This window comes from Flavobacterium sp. N502536, from assembly GCF_025947345.1.
GTDB lineage: Bacteria > Bacteroidota > Bacteroidia > Flavobacteriales > Flavobacteriaceae > Flavobacterium.
In genome coordinates, this window is record NZ_CP110011.1 from 2067308 (window position 1) to 2083813 (window position 16506).

Sequence of the window (16506 nt, forward strand, 5' to 3'; positions counted from 1 at the left end):
AAAGTATCTGAAAACTTGCCTTTGGGTAAATTATAGGTTTTCGGTATTTTTTGAATAAAGTTTATTTTCTAAAATTTAAATCTGAAAAATATGCGAAATTTTACTTCTTTATCTGTAATCATTACCGTTAGTTTTTTGCTGTTTTCTTTTGAATCTTCTGCTAAAGAAAGCCATGTAAAGCATAAAGTCAGGGAGCTTGAGAATGTTTTTGCATCCAACAGGTATTTCTTTAAAGCTATTGTTGATGCAGAAGCAATCGGCCAGTTTTATAAAAAATATCCCAACCTGAAAAAATACCAAAATGACGTTTTGGATCTGTATAAGAAAAAGGAATTTAAGACGATCTGGTACGATGATAAGAGCGTGAGCGAGTTTGGAGCGCTGCTGTATCATAAGGTTCGATTACTCAACGAGCAGGGAATTAAGGCTACGATGCCTTATATGAATTTGGTAGATGATGTTTTTAACGAGAACGTAACGAATGATCTTCCTCAAATCGACACCGAGCTTTTGCTGTCTAATATGTATGTGTTTTATGCAAGCAATGTTTATTCAGGAGTTGATCCCGCGACACTAAAAAAAATAGGATGGTTCCTTCCGGCCAAAAGCATTTCGTATTCTAAAATACTAGACTCGCTTATGGTAGATCCCGACCGTTTAAACAAAGACGAGACTCTTTTATTTGGGCAATATTACAAGCTTAGAGCGGTGTTGAAAAGATACCGAAACATTGAGAAAAACAATCAATGGACAAAAATTGATATCGACAGCATAAATTATAAAGACTTAAAGCCGTTTGATAGTGGTGTTGCGGTCAAACAAATCAGACAGCGTTTGTTTGTGGTGGGCGATTTGCCACAAGATTCTAAAAGAGCGGTATACGATGAAGAGATGATGGCCGGAGTTTTAAAGTATAAAAAAAGATACGGACTGAAATTGAATTATGCGATCACCCGCGATCACATTAACCAAATGAATGAACCAATTGGGAATCGCATTAAAACCATCATGTTAAATATGGAACGATGCCGATGGATTCCGACCGCATTAGCAAAGGCCAATGAGTATGTAATGGTTAACATCCCGTCTTTTAGGCTGATTTATGTAAAAAATGGTAAATACGAACTTGTTTCAGATGTTTTTGTGGGAACCCGAATGACCGAAACGGTGATCTTTAGCGGTAATATGGATCGAATTGTATTTAGTCCGTATTGGTATGTGCCGCAGAGTATCATTAAAAATGAGCTGAAATTAAAAATGGCAGAAGATAAAAATTATCTGGCAGATCATAATATGGAATGGAACGGAGGAAACGTAAGACAAAAACCGGGACCTAAAAACTCACTCGGACTGGTTAAATTCATGTTTCCAAACCCAAATGACATTTACCTGCATGATACTCCGGCCAAAAGCTTATTCGATTTTGAAAAACGTATTTTCAGTCATGGCTGCATCAATGTTAAAGAAGCAAAAAATCTGGCTCTTGCCATTTTAAAGGATAATCCGGACTGGCCTGTCGATAAAATAGATAAGGCCATGAGCGGTGAAAAAGAAACTACCTGCATGCTGAAAACCAAAATCCCGATTTACATAGGGTATTTTACAGCCTGGGTAACTGATGACGGAGAAATTGGTTTTTATCCGGATGTTTATGACAGGGATAAACAATTAGATAAGTTACTGTATTCAGATTCTGTTGTTTCAAAATAAAAAAGAAACCCGCCCGATCGTGATGATTGGGCGGGTTTTAAAAAAAAATGGTCTACAAGTTTATTCGTATTTTAAATATTTTAAGATATCGATCTTGGTTACCTGATAGGCTTTGGCTAACACAATCATAAGTGTTAAAGCCAGCAGAGAGGCCAAAGCGATACTAAATGGAATTATTGATACTCCAATTCGGAAGGCAAAGTTTTCCAGCCATTTCTGTAGCAAAATATATGCCGGAATGATGCCAATTACAAATCCTAGTAAACAAAAGCCAACATATTGTCTGGATAGTTCTTTTAGTAAAGCATCTGTTTCTGCTCCTAATGTTTTTCGAATGGCGATTTCTTTCAATCTACGTTCCATCGAGAAAGAAGCCAAAGCAAACAATCCGAAAATGGCGATGATGATGACCACAAGATTTAAAATGAAAAAGAGGTTTTTCTGTTTTACCTGTTCCTGATAGGTTCGGGCAAAGCCTTTATTGACAAATTCATATTCAAAAGGATAATCCTGATTGATGTTTTTCGCCCAGAATTTGTCTAGTTTTGATAGGGTTTGATCTAAATTATTAGGAGAAACTTTCACATAAATATTATCATAGTTATTCCACTTTAAAGTTTTAAGATTGATAAAAACCATTGGTGGTACTTTGTCCTGTAATCCTGTGATGTGAAAATCCTTTACAACACCAACAATTTTAAATTTCAGGTTTCCTTTTTCATTTCCCCAACCCGATGTTATAACCGTATTAATAGGATTTTTAATTCCTAAGGTTTTAACAAGAGTTTCGTTGACCAGCCAGTTATCAATGGTATCCGAAGCAAATTTTGGAGACAAATCACGTCCCTGAACAATTTTTATTTTCATCATATCCAGAAAGCCAAAATCCATTTCGACATTTCGGGATTGTACAAAAATACTATTGTGTGTAAATCCTGAACTGGAGTTGGTGCTATTTCCAAAAGAACCGGCAAAGGTGGATACATCGGTAACCCCCGGCATTTTTAAAAGTTCTTGTTTGGTGGTTTGATATTTAAGGAATTTCTTGTCGTATTCCTGATAATTAAAAGGAATTTTGATGACCTGATCTCCACTAAAACCAAGATCCTTATTCATCATATAGCTTACCTGTGAATTCACGATTAAAGCACCAATAATAAAAAAAGCAGCAATACCAAACTGGAAAATAAGCATCGAATTTCGAATCCAGATACCACTTTTACTTCTGGAGAAGTTTCCTTTTAAAACCTTAAGCGTTTCGAAATTTGAGATGTAAACGGCAGGAAAAACACCTGCAAGAACGATTACTAATCCAAATATAAAAAGGAGCTGAAGGTAAAATTCACTGCCATTCATAGTCAGGGATTTTTTCAAAAAAGTATTGTAGTACGGCAGAGAAAGTTCTACAATTGCCAGAGCAAAAATAATGGCTAAAACTACTATTATCGCGGTTTCGAAAATAAACTGAAGGACGATCTGCTTTTTAGTGGCTCCCACAATTTTACGAACACCAACTTCTTTAGCGCGTTTTATTGCTGAAGCTGTTGCTAAATTGATATAGTTCACCAAAGAAAGCGCCAGAATCAAAATAGAAAGACCGACCATAATATAAAGCAATTGCAGATTTCCTTTTCCTTCCGGAAGATTTGCTCCCTGTGACGATTTTGTACCGTGCAAACGGGTATCGCTTAATTTATCTAATATTACAGTTGTCTGTCCATTTTCTTTTACATATTGCTCCGGAGTCTGTCCGTTGGCTTTTGCATCTTTCAAAGTTCGGTTAACGTAATCTACATTTTGTATTTTCTTTAAAACAGTTGCAATATCAGTTCCTTTTTTAACTTTAATCATTAAGCCATAATTAAAGTTACCCCAACTTTGCTCGTCGCCATCACGGGCAACTCCGCTAAAAACGTAATTGGGTTCAAAAGCTGAAGGCGCTATGATTTTATAAACCGATTTTACCGTGTAATCTTTGTAATTATAGGTGATTGATTTGCCAATTGGGTCTTCATTCTTAAAAAGTAATTTTGCGGTTTCTTCTGATAACGCCACACTGTTTTTCTCTTTCAGGATATTGGTTTTGGCTCCTTTTACGATAGGTAGCGGAAACATATCAAAAAAGCCATTGTCGGAAACAGCAATTTTTTTGTGAAAGAATTTTTGCCCCTGATATTTAATCATATCATTGTTATACCAGGAATTAAAAAAACAGATCGATTCTATTTCGGGAATTGTTGCTTTACAGGTTCTTCCGAAAGGAATACTGCTGGAAGCCCAGGTATCTCCTGTTGCTCCAATTTTATTCAAAACCTGATAGACGTTATCTTTTTCAGGATTCCATTGATCATAGGCATTTTCGTTATTCCAGTACAAAATGGCGAAAATTACTCCGGAGATTCCAATGCTTAATCCCAGGACATTTAAAAACGAAAACAATTTGTTTTGCTTCAAATGGTATATAAATATTTTAAACCAGTTAAAAATCATATTGTATTTTTTATAGTTGTTATGGTAGCTCTTAAAATAGTCTTACAGGTTTTGCTATTGGTCAGGCTTTATAGAGTTGATAGTATTTTGCAAACAAATCCCATCAGGATTATGATTGCGGTTACAATAAATTTGATCATTTTATTTTTATTTAGCGTCCATAAAAACATCAACATTACGCTGATTGAATTTTTCAGAAAATATTACACCGTCTTTCATATGAATCGTTTTTTGCGAAAATGAAGCGTCATAATCAGAGTGGGTAACCATTAAAATGGTAGCTCCTTTAGCATGTAAATCGGTTAAAAGTTCCATCACCTCATTACCATTTTTACTATCTAAGTTTCCGGTTGGCTCATCGGCCAGGATAATCTTAGGATCGTTTACCAGTGCTCTTGCCACGGCAACTCTTTGTTGTTGTCCTCCCGAAAGTTGTTGTGGGAAATGTTTAAGGCGGTGTGAGATATTTAGTTTCTCGGCAATAGCCTCAATCTTTTGTTTTCTCTCTGAAGCTTTTACATTATTGTAAATCAAAGGCAATTCGATATTGTCATAAACCGAAAGCTCATCGATCAGGTTGAAATTCTGGAAAATAAAACCAATGTTTTCTTTGCGGACATTTGCTCTTCCTTTCTCTTTTAAACCAATCATTTCCTGATCTAATAATTTGTAGCTCCCGCCTGATGCACTGTCCAAAAGCCCGATGATATTCAGTAAAGTCGATTTTCCACAACCCGAAGGTCCCATAATGGTTAAAAAATCTCCTTTTTTTATCTCTAAAGAAATGCCGCTTAAAGCTGCTGTTTCTACTTCTTCTGTTCTAAAAACTTTGGTTAGGTTTTGTATGGTTATCATAAGTTTTAAAAATTTAGTTGTTGTTAATTCTATTTTTTGATTGATGATTGAAACTTTGTGTATTGTAAAATGTAAAATGTTAATTGTGAACTGTAAACTGCGACTGAGACCGAGAACTGCGACCGAGAACTGCGACTAAAAACTCCTACTGCGCGCGATTAATCGACAATTCTTCAATATCTTTATAATCGGTATAAGATGATGTAATGACTGATTCTCCTTCTTTTAAGCCTTCCAGTATCTCATAGTACGATGGGTTTTCGCGGCCTATTTTTATGTTTCTTCTTTCGGCTTTGTTTCCTTTTACGACAAAGATCCATTTTCCGGCTGTTTCCTGATTGAAGCTTCCTTTTGGAACAACAAGTGTTTTGTTTTTTCCGGACAGAATTAGTTTTACACCAAAACTAAGTCCGTCCTGCAAAGTGATGTTTTCTTTGGAGACAAAAGCCAGCTCAACGGTAAAATGTCCGCTTTTTACTTCCGGAATCACTTTTGTAACTAAAACTTCCAGATTTTTCCCTTGAAACTCGACCTGACCTTTTAAGCCTTCGCGTACTTTTTCGAGATAGAATTCATCTACATCAGCGGTTAATTTATACCCCTGCTTAGAATCGATTCTTCCGATACTTTCGCCCGCCTGAAAAGTTTTTCCCAAAACAGGTTGAAAAGAAGTCAGCCTGCCCGTTTCAGGTGCTGTGATCAAAAAGTTCTTTTTATTGTTTCTTAAAATGTCCAGACTCTTCTCCATGGTCTGAATCGAACGGTTGATTTGAGAAATCTGAACCTGATTGGTTTGTTTTTCTTTTTGAATACTTTGTTGAATGGTTCTCTTGCGTTCGTCCTGAAAACGTAGGCTTTCTTTAAAGTTATTCCAGTCATTTCTCGAAATCACATCCTTTTCAAACAACTTCGCATTCATATCGTACAGCCTTTTGGCATCATTATAATCGTGTTCGATTAAAACCAGGTCTTTGTTTAAGTTTAGCTCCTGATTTCTAATGTTCAGTTTCCCGGTATTTAGATTGTTGATTTGCTCGATAATTGCTGTTTCCTGAGTCAGGTAGTTCAGTTCGGTGTTCGGATTGAACAAACGGGCTAATGACTGGCCTTTGGTTACCATAGCGCCATTTTCGACAAAAATTTCTTTTACAGACCCGCCCTCGGTAACATTCACAAGCATTACATTAAGAGGTACTACTTTAGCCTGAAAAACAACGAAATCTTCAAAGAAGGCTTTTTCGACTTTCTGAATGCTCAGCTCATCTGCTTTTACATTCAGACTTCTTTTGGTATTAAACGAGAAAAATACGATTGTTGCCAAAACTAAAAAAACTCCAATTGCTATTGTGAGATATCTAAATTTTCTATTTTTACGAGGAATTAACTTGTCCATTTCTTTAAATAATTTACTGATTACCAATAGGTAAATACTGTGCCATAAAAAATATTATCTGTAAAGTATTGATTTTAAAGAAGCTTTAAAAACCATCCAAAAAAGAAGTGTTCGAAAATGAACAGTTGACCGTTCAGAATCGGACAAAAAAAGACAGCATGCGAAAAAAACAAGCCCAAATATTAATCGTTGACGATCAGGAAGAAATTCTTTTTTCGGCAAAAATGATCCTCAAAAAACATTTTGAAACCATTTTTACAACAAACAGTCCCAAAAAAATCATTTCGATTTTAAACGAAAATGAAATAAATGTGGTTTTGTTAGACATGAATTACCGGATTGGTTTTGAAGACGGACGTGAAGGGATTCATTGGCTGAAGGAAATAAAAACGCTTTCACCGCAGACAATTGTGATCTTAATGACTGCTTTTGGTAAAATTGATACCGCAGTTGAAGGGATCAAAATTGGGGCTTTCGATTATGTTTTGAAACCCTGGAACAATGAGAAATTACTGGAAATCATTGATAAGGCGGTGACGGAGAGCCGAAAAAACAGCAAAAAAGAAATCGTAGAAAAAACGAGCAAAAGTTATTTTACAGGCACTTCCCTAAAAATCAAACAAGCCTATTCGATTGCCGAAAGAGTGGCTAAAACAGATGCCAACGTCTTGATACTGGGTGAAAACGGAACCGGAAAGTATGTTTTTGCAGAGTATATCCATCTGAATTCAGAACGCAAAGAACAGCCTTTTGTACATGTCGATCTGGGTTCGCTAAGTGATAACTTGTTCGAAAGCGAGCTTTTTGGTTATGCCAAAGGCGCTTTTACAGATGCAAAAACCGATACGGCCGGAAGATTTGAAACGGCTTCAGGAGGGACAATTTTTCTCGATGAAATAGGGAATATTCCACTGCATCTGCAATCTAAATTACTACATGTTTTACAAACCAAAACTGTAACCCGTCTGGGAGAAAGCAAAGCAAGACCACTAAATGTAAGGATTATTGCGGCTACAAATGCCGACATAAAGGCGGAGGTAAAAAATAAAACTTTTAGAGAAGATTTACTGTATCGCATCAACACGATGGAGATTTATTTGCCTTCTTTACGCGAACGAAAAGACGATATCGTTCCGATGGCTAATTTTATTCTGGATAAGATTGCCGAAAAATACAATCAGGAGAATTGGCGTTTTGAGGATAATGTGGGGCCTTATTTAGAAAAATATCCGTGGAAAGGAAACATTAGAGAGCTCGAGAATAAAATTGAACGGGCTTTAATTTTGGCTGATAACCATACCATTTCGGTGACCAATCTGGACATTTTGGATTTCGAGGAAATTCATGAAAATGATGAAAATCCGTTGTCTGAAATGGAAAGAACTGCTATCGAAAAAACATTGTTTAAAAACAACGGAAACATCAGTAAAACAGCCGAAGAACTTGGGTTGTCAAGAGCAGCTTTGTACCGAAGAATTGAGAAATACGACCTAAAAAACACCTAAACTCAAGAGCGATTTGAGGCAGACTTTAAGGAATGTTTTTTAAGCTGCGGTACTAAAAAATAAAATAATGAAGAACTGGAAATTTTATAACGCTTTGTTTGCAAGGGTGCTGCTCGTCATGATCCCCTTTTTCTTTTGTGTCTTTCTGATTTACAAAACGTTTTATTACAATGCGCTTCTGGTTGGTTTTGTGGTTTTACTATTATTGGCCGAAATGTACTTTTTTGTTAAAAATCAGTCCTTGTTTTATGATAAAATGCTTCTTTCGATCTTGCAGAATGATTTTTCGAGTAATTTTCCCGAAGAACACAAAACCGATAATTTCAGGAATTTGTTTTTGCTGTATGATAAGTTAAGGTTTCAGCGACAGGAACAGACTTCAAAAGAACGCATCTATCAGTCTATTTTAAACAACATTGATACCGCTACTTTAATTCTCGAGAAAGAAGGGGAGGATTGGAATCTTTTTTTAATGAACGATTGCTTTTCTAACTTATTTAAGGTGCCAAAAGTAAGCCACTGGAAATACCTTAAAAATTACCTGCCTTCTCTTTGTGAGGAAATTGAAAAAATGGGTTTTACCGAATTGAAATCGGCTATTTCCATCAAAATTGAAGATCAGGATTTGCAGACTTTTATGCTGCAGACCTCGCATACAAAAACCTATGACAAAGAGTATTTCATTATTTTGCTGGACAGTATTCAGCGGGTCATTGAGAAAAAGGAGAAAGAAGCCTGGATTAATCTGATGAAAATTATCTCGCACGAGTTAATGAATTCCTTAACGCCAATTCGTGCGCTTTCGCAGAATTTACTCCAAATCGTAGATCAGGAAGCACTGGAAGAGGATGATTTTGAGGACATCAAAAGCAGTATTTCAACCATTATCAATCGGAGCGATCACTTGCAGGCTTTTGTCGAAAACTATCGAAAACTGGCGATGCTGCCCACTCCGACAAAAAAAATGACACCTATAAATGCTCTTTTTGAAGATTGTCTTCGGGTAATGAGTCCGATTTTAAAAGCGGAAAATGTCGAACTGATAAACGATATCAATAGCCCCAGATCGATTTTAATTGACAAAAGTCAGATGGAACAGGTGATTATTAATTTAATCACAAATAGTATTTATGCGCTGAAAGAAAAGAAGGAGAAGAAGATGTTTTTGTCGGCCCATACCGAAAACAATCGTTTTTTTATTACCATTTCGGATAACGGAAAAGGAATCGATACAGCCATCAGGGATAAAGTTTTTCTGCCGTTTTTTACCACCAGAAAAGATGGTGCCGGAATTGGACTAACGCTTTCCAAAAATATCATCGAAGCGCATGGAGGCTATCTGAGTTATCAAACCGATGAAGACCGAACCAGTTTTGTGATTTGTCTGATTTAGTTAAGATCAAAGAGTAAATAATAAGAAATATACGGTTCACACAATCAAATTATGATTGTCCTCTTTGGGCTTTAAGATGCAGAAGGAAGACGGGTGCAGAGCCGTTTGGGACTAAATTTTGCGTCCCTTGCGCTTTCTTTGCGTTCCTTGCGGTTAAAAAACTTTAAAGTTCGATTTTAGGTTGCCAGAAGTGTTTTTCAAAATCTATAATCTGATTGTCTATCACTTCGATGCCCTCGTTTTCGAGTAGCTGCTGCATTAAATTGGTTCCGTCAAAATGATGTTTACCGGTCAGAAGACCTTTTCGGTTAACCACACGATGTGCCGGAACATCATCTCTGTTATGGCAGGCGTTCATTGCCCAGCCGACCATTCGGGCAGAGCGGGCGGAGCCTAAAGCTTTGGCAATTGCACCATAAGAAGTTACTTTTCCGTGCGGAATTTGTCTGGCAATCTCATAAACTCTTTCAAAAAAATTATCTTCAGCCATAGATTGGTTTTTGCCACAGATTAAAAGGATTAAAGGGATTTTTTGTCCGCTTTATTAGTGCATCGGCATGAAAATTATAGTATTTTCATTAGGATAAAATTAATCATTTTGAAATTTTATAAGCGTAATAAAAAGAAATCTTTTTAATCAGTGCACTATATTTTTCTAACTAAAATAGTAATTCAAAATATTAAAAAGCGTCAGTAGCGCTATTAATCCTGTGATGCTTCCAATAATCGTATTCATATTTCGCATCAGATAATCTGTTTTCTTTTCGATTCTTCCAAAGAAACCGATGTAGCTGTACAAAGCAGCAAATGAGCCTAAAACAGATCCGAATACAAAGGTAAAAATAATGTTGTTTTCGAATACAAAAAGGTGGTAAGAAGCAAGTGTAATACTCACCACTACATAATACGGAATTGGAAAAAAGTTCAGTCCGGAAAGCAGCATTCCTAAAAAGAAACGACTTTTTTTACTGCTCTTTTTAATCTTCGATTTTTTGGCTTTGGGTTCTTTCGCGATAAACAAAAAGTAAATCGTTAAAACAGAGAAAATAGCAAATCCCACTTCGCGTAATAAGGTCACCACATCCGGACGATTGTCGATCACCTGCGCAAATAAAACGGCTATAGAAACCTGAAAAAAGATCACCAGTACAGCCCCGGCAACAAACCATAAGGCATTCTTTTTACCCTCTTTCAAATTTACTTTGGCTGCAGTCATGTTGATCAGACCTGGAGGAATAATCCCAATGAAAGCGGCAAGAAAACCTGAAAGTAATGGGGTGAGTAATGCCATTCAGTTGTTTAATGGGTTTGAAAAACGTTTTTAAAATTAAATTAGTCTTTAATTTTGAAACGAATATACGTAATTGCCTTGTTAATTTCTAAATATTGTTTCTCATAAAAAGTCTGGAATGCAGTAACCTCTTCCGGGCTTCCTTCGTTTTTATAGACATTGTGATTGGCGTATAAAACTTCATGACCTTCACCGTGAAGTAATCCCAGTGTGTAACCGTGCATGAATTCACTGTCGGTTTTTAAGTTTACAACACCGTCTTTTTTGAGGATTTTTTTATACAATTTCAAAAACTCCGAATTGGTCATACGGTGTTTTGTTCTTTTGTATTTGATTTGCGGATCCGGAAAAGTAATCCAGATTTCGTCTACCTCATGGTCTGCAAAAATATGATTGATCAGTTCGATTTGAGTTCGAACAAATGCAACATTGTGCAATCCGTTTTCTACAGCGGTTTTAGCACCTCTCCAAAAACGGGCCCCTTTAATATCAATTCCAATAAAATTTTTGTTTGGATATCTTTCTGCTAATCCAACAGAATATTCTCCTTTTCCACATCCTAATTCTAAAACTAATGGATTGTCATTTTTAAAGAAATCAGAATTCCATTTTCCTTTCAAAGGCATTAAATCACCTACAACTTCTTCTCTGGTTGGTTGAAAAACGTTTTGAAATGTTTCGTTTTCTCTGAATCTTTTTAGTTTATTTTTACTTCCCACTTTTACAAAAATTTTCAGCAAAATTAAGGAATATAAACGAATTGAATACAGGTCGTATGTTTTTAAATTTTTTGTTGCAAATTTTGAGAATTCTTCAAGTTTTAAATTTTTAGAAAGAATCCGTTTTTATCAGCGTTTTTGCGATAGCAAACCCGTATAATCAGCGTCTGATTTTGCGTGACCTTTGTACACGGATCAAGCCGATACACTATCGCGAAGACACAGATTGAGCACGGATTTTTTAAGTTTTAAAATATAAAAAATCTTTTTAATCCATTTATCTGTGGCAAAAGAATTAACCGTAATGGACTTCAGTAATAGCTTTTAATTTAGGGTCAAGGGTTTCATCGTGTTGGGACAAATCCAGTCCGATATGTTCGTTTTCTTCGGAAACACGCAACGGAATAATAAAATTGGTCACTTTGAAGAGGAAATAGGCTCCGAAAAAGGTGAAAATTGAAACTAAAACCAATGCCATCATATGATGTGCAAATACATTCCAGCCACCGTGTAGTAAACTTGCGTCTTCGCCATGAGCAAAAACAGCGGTCAAAATCATTCCCATAATTCCCCCTACACCGTGACAGGCAAAAACGTCAAGTGTATCATCGAATTTTTTCGAGAAACGGCAATTTACAACCGAATTAGAAACCAAAGCTGTTACAAATCCAAAAAACATACTCTCAGGAACCGATACAAATCCGGCAGCGGGTGTTATGGCCACCAAGCCTACAACAGCTCCAATACAGGCACCAAGAGCCGACACTTTTCTGCCGTTCATTCGGTCAAAGAAAACCCAGGTCAGCATGGCTGCTGCCGATGAGGTTGTCGTGGTTGCAAAAGCCATAGCGGCTGTTCCGTTGGCCGCAAGAGCCGAACCGGCGTTGAATCCGAACCACCCAAACCACAACATTCCGGTTCCTAATAATACAAACGGAATGTTGGTGGGGATATGCTGTTTGTTTTTTCTTTTACCCAGAACCAGAACACCAGCCAAAGCGGCAAATCCGGAGCTCATGTGTACTACTGTTCCTCCGGCGAAATCTTTTACGCCAAAATAACTTCCTAAAATACCTGTTGGATACCAAACGGAATGGCACAATGGCGCATAAATAAAAATGGTAAACAAACTGATAAAAAGTAAATACGATATAAAACGAACGCGCTCGGCAAAGGATCCGGTAATAATTGCCGGAGCGATAATCGCAAACTTCATTTGAAACAAAGCAAAAAGCATGAACGGAATTGTGCTGGCCAATTGTTTATGAGGTAAAACCCCCACATAATCCATAAAAGCAAAAGTAGTCGGGTTTCCAAAAAAACTATAAAAATGACCTCCCAGGTTAAGACCTACAGGATCGCCAAAGGCCAGACTAAAGGCAACCACAACCCACAAAAGCGTTACAACCCCCAAGCAGATAAAACTCTGCAGCATGGTCGAAATCACATTTTTCTTGCCCACCATTCCGCCATAAAAAAAGGATAATCCCGGAGTCATGATCAAAACCAGACAACAGGAGGTTAACATCCAGGCAACATCGGCAGGAACGATATGATCGGTTGTGCCAAATTCAGCTAATACATAACTATTTTCAGTTACAGTTGGCCAAAAGGCCCCCGTAATGCACACAATACTTATAATAATAAAGGAAATGATCCAGCGTTTTTCTATTTTCATTTTTCAAATACTTTATTTAGCCCTATTTTTTATAGGGTCAAAGTTATGAAAAAATGAATATTCTTCTTTTTAAGGCTTTAAAAATAAGGGTGTAGTTTTTATTTTAGTCAATTTTGTAAAATCGGATCCATTTTTTTGAGAGTATCTTATTTTGCACTTCCCAAAAACGGGTAAAATTGCCAATTGTATTATAATGAAATCACCACTACATTCTCTAAAGCGCTAGAAAAGTTAGGATTATAAAAAGAAAACCCAAAAATGTTTATTTTTTTTGAAGCTTTGTAATCAAAACGTCTTCAAGTGGAGCCTTAATTTTGATCGCAGCATTCACTTCATCATTAGGAACCGTCATCGATAAAACATAATGTTGTATTTTCCAGTCTTTCCCTACTTTAACCAAAACTCCCGATCCGCGGCAAATTTTCATTTGAGTGTTAAGCAACTCGTCAAACCAGGCAATTTTTCCGGTTTTGTCAAAAAAGATATGACGCTCTAAAGCGGTAAAATTCCAGGCAGTTCCTTTGTCAAAATAAGGTTTTGCCCAAACTTTAAAATCTTTTTTGTTCCAGTTTTCGGTAGCATCAGTGCCAATGAAAATCGCATCGTCGGCCATTAAATCAAAATAAGCATCAAATTTCACCTCACCGGCTGCTTTGTGCCAGGCATCGATAGTTTGGTTCACTTTGTCTTTTTCAGAAGTTTGTGCGTTTGCAAAAACAGTAACAAATAATAATAGTAAGATTGATTTTTTCATAAGAGGTTTGTTTTGGATTTAAAGTTAGCAAAAAATATAGTTTAATCTCGCAAAGACGCAGAGCCGCAACGTTTTTTATTTAAAGAGAAAACTTAAAAAGGATTAAACGCACCGTTTGTCATTTCGACGAAGGAGACCCGAGCGATAGCGAACAGGCGAAGCAAATCTTCGCAAGTAACTCCGCAACGTTTTTACTTTAAAACCTGCACGAAACATTATCTTTGCGAGCCCAATTCACCAGCCAAAACGTAAATTATCGTACATCACTTATATGGTATAAGATGATTTAGTATATTTGATAGCTTTAAAATCGATACATCATGAATCCAAAAATACTCATCACCTCATTAGTCCTCTCCTCAATTTTTTTAACCTCCTGTAAAAAGGAATTAGAGCCTCAGGAAAACACCCCAAATTCTGAATTGGTAAAACTGGGATTGGCAAAAGATACGACAAAAGTAAATTCAGTTGCACAGGCTCCTGCAGCTGCAGCTGCAAATCCAAATACAGTTTTGAGTGCCAATGGCGGAATGAATCCGGCACACGGGCAACCCGGGCATCGCTGTGACATTGCGGTTGGTGCGCCATTAAATTCGGCTCCGACACAAGGACAAACAACAACTGTACAGCCAGCACAAACGGTTCAGGTAAAACCGGGCCAACAAAATATAGTAACTACAACCACTACCACACCGGCAAAAGTGGCCAAAGGTATGAATCCGGCACACGGACAACCCGGACACCGCTGTGATATTCCGGTTGGAGCACCTTTAAACTCTCCTGCGGCTAAGCAACCGGCAGCTGCCAATACAGCTCAAAGTGGAACTACTTCGCAAACCTTTACCGTAACACCGCCTGCAACAGATAATACTGTTCCGGCTTTGTTGAGTACAGAACAAACCGCTGTGGCAGATGGAAAGAATCCGGCACACGGAAAACCGGGACACCGCTGCGATATTGCAGTAGGGGCACCGTTACCAAAATCATAAGAAAGCCGGGATTATCTAAATCATAATCTGGGCGTGCCACCAATATAAAAAGGGGCTGACTATTGCAATCGCTTAGTCGCCCCTTTTTATATTGCTGTCGGGCTTTCGCTGCTACTTCGGTAGCTTAGCTCTATCCCTCACGCGAAACAGTTTTCAGTCTCAGTTTTCACTCTAATTTTGTCATCCTGAACGTAGTCGAAGGGTGACAATATATAAAGATTCTTTTACTCAATTTCAAAAATCGCCTGAATTTCAACAGCCGAATTTATCGGTAACGAAGCCGCTCCAATGGTTGCTCTGGCGTGTTTTCCTTTTTCTCCAAAAACCAAAGCCGTCAGGTTTGAAGCCGAATTCATAAGGGCTGCATGTTGCGTATATTCCGGAGTTGTATTAAAATAACCTGTCAACTGTACGCATTGTTTTACTTTGTTCAAATCGCCACCGCAAGCCTCTTTCAAAACCGCAATTACATTTAGCATCGTTTGGTAGGTAGCTTCTTTTGCCTGATCATCAGTAACCGTTGCGCCAACTTTACCCGGATTCAAAATCTTACCGTCCTTCAACGCCACCTGATTAATGTATACTTTATGATCTGAAATCGTAAACGGAACATAATTTCCAACAGGTTTAGGAGCCTCAGGAAGTACAATGTTATTGTCTTTTAAAGTTTTGTTGATATCGTTTTTAGTTTCAACAGCAGTTGTTTTTACCACTTTACCACTTTCTGTATTTCTCAATCCCGAAGCTACTCTGGCCAACGCTTTCCCTTGTTCTTTAGCCAAATTCAATTCGCTTTGTGACGGACGTGTTCCAACAGATCCTGCCAATGAAGTAGCACCAAACGGGGTATTTCCTTGTGGAACCGTTTTGTCTAACGCAGCCGTTCCCATAATTCCGGTAGGCACGATCACCATTCCGTGAGACGCAAGAATATTCCAAAACGATAAAATAGCAGCTTCTTTTCCTGCTCCCGATCCTGCCGACATAAACACAGTGGCTGGTTTTCCTTCTAAAGCCCTTGAAGTCCAAAGCGGAATACTCTGACTGAAGAAGTGATTCATATCGGCGCTGATATTCGCAAAATGAACAGGGCTTCCAAAAGCGATTCCGTCATAATTTGCAAGTTCTTCGATAGTTGCAATTGGTAATTTCTCTACATCAGCATTCAATTTTTCTTTCGGATTGATCGAAGGAATACGTTTTAAAATTGCTTTTGTATTTGGGTATTCCTGAACTCCTTCGGCAATAGATTTGGCCATTTTATAAGTTCCGCCATTTTGAGAATAAATCAAAACCAGCACATTTGTTTCAGATGATTTTACTTGCGCATTTACGCCAAAGCCTATAAATACTGCGATTAATAATACGAGTAGTTGCTTTTTCATGAGGGTAATTTTTAATAATTTATAGTAAATAATCCCAGTTATGTGCTTGTTTCAAAGCTTCATTTTTGGGATTGCAAAATTACTTCTTACAATATCAAAAAGCGTTATTATTATCTTAATTAAGGTTTTTGGGTATAATTTATTTTAAATCCCATCCCGACGAATATATTTATAAAAAAAATCGAAACTATATATTTAGAGCTCCAGCGGGGCGATAAATTTATAGGAAATTAAAAAACACACATTAACAGAACCCCATCGGGGTGACATATCGAATAGTACTAAAAATTATATGTCGCTCCGCCGGAGCTGGATTATAATAGCGCATACTAAAATTAGCTATA

The 16506-nt window shown here is 37.2% G+C and carries 13 protein-coding genes; 4 read left to right on the forward strand and 9 right to left on the reverse strand.

Translation table 11 applies throughout. The features are described 5' to 3' along the window. Positions 1-90 precede the first annotated feature (90 nt). Positions 91-1710 carry a L,D-transpeptidase family protein gene (locus OLM61_RS09155; protein WP_264526050.1) on the forward strand — a complete coding sequence of 540 codons (1620 nt, stop codon included), beginning with the start codon at positions 91-93 and terminating at the stop codon, positions 1708-1710. 60 nt (positions 1711-1770) lie between these two features. Here OLM61_RS09155 and OLM61_RS09160 read toward each other — a convergent pair whose 3' ends face one another. The 3 genes from OLM61_RS09160 to OLM61_RS09170 all read right to left on the reverse strand — a co-directional run bounded on the left by OLM61_RS09160 (position 1771) and on the right by OLM61_RS09170 (position 6448). Further along, a complete protein-coding gene (locus OLM61_RS09160) occupies positions 1771-4200 on the reverse strand; it encodes an ABC transporter permease (RefSeq protein ID WP_264526051.1) in 2430 nt (809 codons plus the stop codon). Positions 4201-4347: 147 nt separating this feature from the next. Next, a complete protein-coding gene (locus OLM61_RS09165; protein WP_264526052.1) occupies positions 4348-5055 on the reverse strand; it encodes an ABC transporter ATP-binding protein in 708 nt (235 codons plus the stop codon). 145 nt (positions 5056-5200) lie between these two features. Further along, a complete protein-coding gene (locus OLM61_RS09170) occupies positions 5201-6448 on the reverse strand; it encodes an efflux RND transporter periplasmic adaptor subunit (protein WP_264526053.1) in 1248 nt (415 codons plus the stop codon). 158 nt (positions 6449-6606) lie between these two features. Here OLM61_RS09170 and OLM61_RS09175 point away from each other — a divergent pair, with 158 nt between their 5' ends. Beyond that, positions 6607-7953, forward strand: coding sequence for a sigma-54-dependent transcriptional regulator (locus OLM61_RS09175; RefSeq protein WP_264526054.1), 1347 nt, complete (start codon positions 6607-6609; stop codon positions 7951-7953). 67 nt (positions 7954-8020) lie between these two features. After that, positions 8021-9346, forward strand: a complete 1326-nt coding sequence (locus OLM61_RS09180) for a sensor histidine kinase (protein WP_264526055.1) — start codon at positions 8021-8023, stop codon at positions 9344-9346. Positions 9347-9509: 163 nt separating this feature from the next. On the opposite strand, the gene OLM61_RS09185 is transcribed toward OLM61_RS09180, so the two are convergent. The 5 genes from OLM61_RS09185 to OLM61_RS09205 all read right to left on the reverse strand — a co-directional run bounded on the left by OLM61_RS09185 (position 9510) and on the right by OLM61_RS09205 (position 13788). Then, a complete protein-coding gene (locus tag OLM61_RS09185; protein WP_264526056.1) occupies positions 9510-9836 on the reverse strand; it encodes an MGMT family protein in 327 nt (108 codons plus the stop codon). A gap of 165 nt (positions 9837-10001) precedes the next feature. Further along, a complete protein-coding gene (locus OLM61_RS09190) occupies positions 10002-10637 on the reverse strand; it encodes a LysE family transporter (RefSeq protein WP_264526057.1) in 636 nt (211 codons plus the stop codon). Positions 10638-10678: 41 nt separating this feature from the next. Beyond that, positions 10679-11356, reverse strand: coding sequence for a tRNA (guanosine(46)-N7)-methyltransferase TrmB (gene trmB, locus OLM61_RS09195; protein WP_173964829.1), 678 nt, complete (start codon positions 11354-11356; stop codon positions 10679-10681). Between the two features lie 295 nt (positions 11357-11651). Further along, positions 11652-13034 (reverse strand): ammonium transporter, encoded by a 1383-nt coding sequence (locus OLM61_RS09200; RefSeq protein ID WP_264526058.1) that lies wholly within the window; start codon positions 13032-13034, stop codon positions 11652-11654. A 262-nt stretch (positions 13035-13296) separates the two neighbouring features. After that, positions 13297-13788, reverse strand: a complete 492-nt coding sequence (locus OLM61_RS09205) for a nuclear transport factor 2 family protein (RefSeq protein WP_264526059.1) — start codon at positions 13786-13788, stop codon at positions 13297-13299. A gap of 320 nt (positions 13789-14108) precedes the next feature. Here OLM61_RS09205 and OLM61_RS09210 point away from each other — a divergent pair, with 320 nt between their 5' ends. Then, positions 14109-14777 (forward strand): hypothetical protein, encoded by a 669-nt coding sequence (locus OLM61_RS09210; RefSeq protein ID WP_264526060.1) that lies wholly within the window; start codon positions 14109-14111, stop codon positions 14775-14777. A gap of 224 nt (positions 14778-15001) precedes the next feature. Here the strand turns inward: OLM61_RS09210 and wrbA are convergent, their stop codons facing one another. Beyond that, on the reverse strand, positions 15002-16162 hold the full coding sequence (wrbA, locus tag OLM61_RS09215) for an NAD(P)H:quinone oxidoreductase (RefSeq protein ID WP_264526061.1): 1161 nt from the start codon (positions 16160-16162) through the stop codon (positions 15002-15004). Between the last annotated feature and the right edge of the window lie 344 nt (positions 16163-16506).

Excerpts from the sequence above, each read along its gene's own strand:
- OLM61_RS09190 (WP_264526057.1), bottom strand. The coding sequence starts at position 10,637 with ATGGCATTACTCACCCCATTACTTTCAGGTTTTCTTGCCGCTTTCATT.
- OLM61_RS09185 (WP_264526056.1), bottom strand. The coding sequence starts at position 9,836 with ATGGCTGAAGATAATTTTTTTGAAAGAGTTTATGAGATTGCCAGACAA.
- OLM61_RS09180 (WP_264526055.1), top strand. The coding sequence starts at position 8,021 with ATGAAGAACTGGAAATTTTATAACGCTTTGTTTGCAAGGGTGCTGCTC.
- OLM61_RS09155 (WP_264526050.1), top strand. The coding sequence starts at position 91 with ATGCGAAATTTTACTTCTTTATCTGTAATCATTACCGTTAGTTTTTTG.
- OLM61_RS09200 (WP_264526058.1), bottom strand. The coding sequence starts at position 13,034 with ATGAAAATAGAAAAACGCTGGATCATTTCCTTTATTATTATAAGTATT.
- wrbA (WP_264526061.1), bottom strand. The coding sequence starts at position 16,162 with ATGAAAAAGCAACTACTCGTATTATTAATCGCAGTATTTATAGGCTTT.
- OLM61_RS09205 (WP_264526059.1), bottom strand. The coding sequence starts at position 13,788 with ATGAAAAAATCAATCTTACTATTATTATTTGTTACTGTTTTTGCAAAC.
- OLM61_RS09175 (WP_264526054.1), top strand. The coding sequence starts at position 6,607 with ATGCGAAAAAAACAAGCCCAAATATTAATCGTTGACGATCAGGAAGAA.
- OLM61_RS09165 (WP_264526052.1), bottom strand. The coding sequence starts at position 5,055 with ATGATAACCATACAAAACCTAACCAAAGTTTTTAGAACAGAAGAAGTA.
- OLM61_RS09160 (WP_264526051.1), bottom strand. The coding sequence starts at position 4,200 with ATGATTTTTAACTGGTTTAAAATATTTATATACCATTTGAAGCAAAAC.
- OLM61_RS09170 (WP_264526053.1), bottom strand. The coding sequence starts at position 6,448 with ATGGACAAGTTAATTCCTCGTAAAAATAGAAAATTTAGATATCTCACA.
- OLM61_RS09210 (WP_264526060.1), top strand. The coding sequence starts at position 14,109 with ATGAATCCAAAAATACTCATCACCTCATTAGTCCTCTCCTCAATTTTT.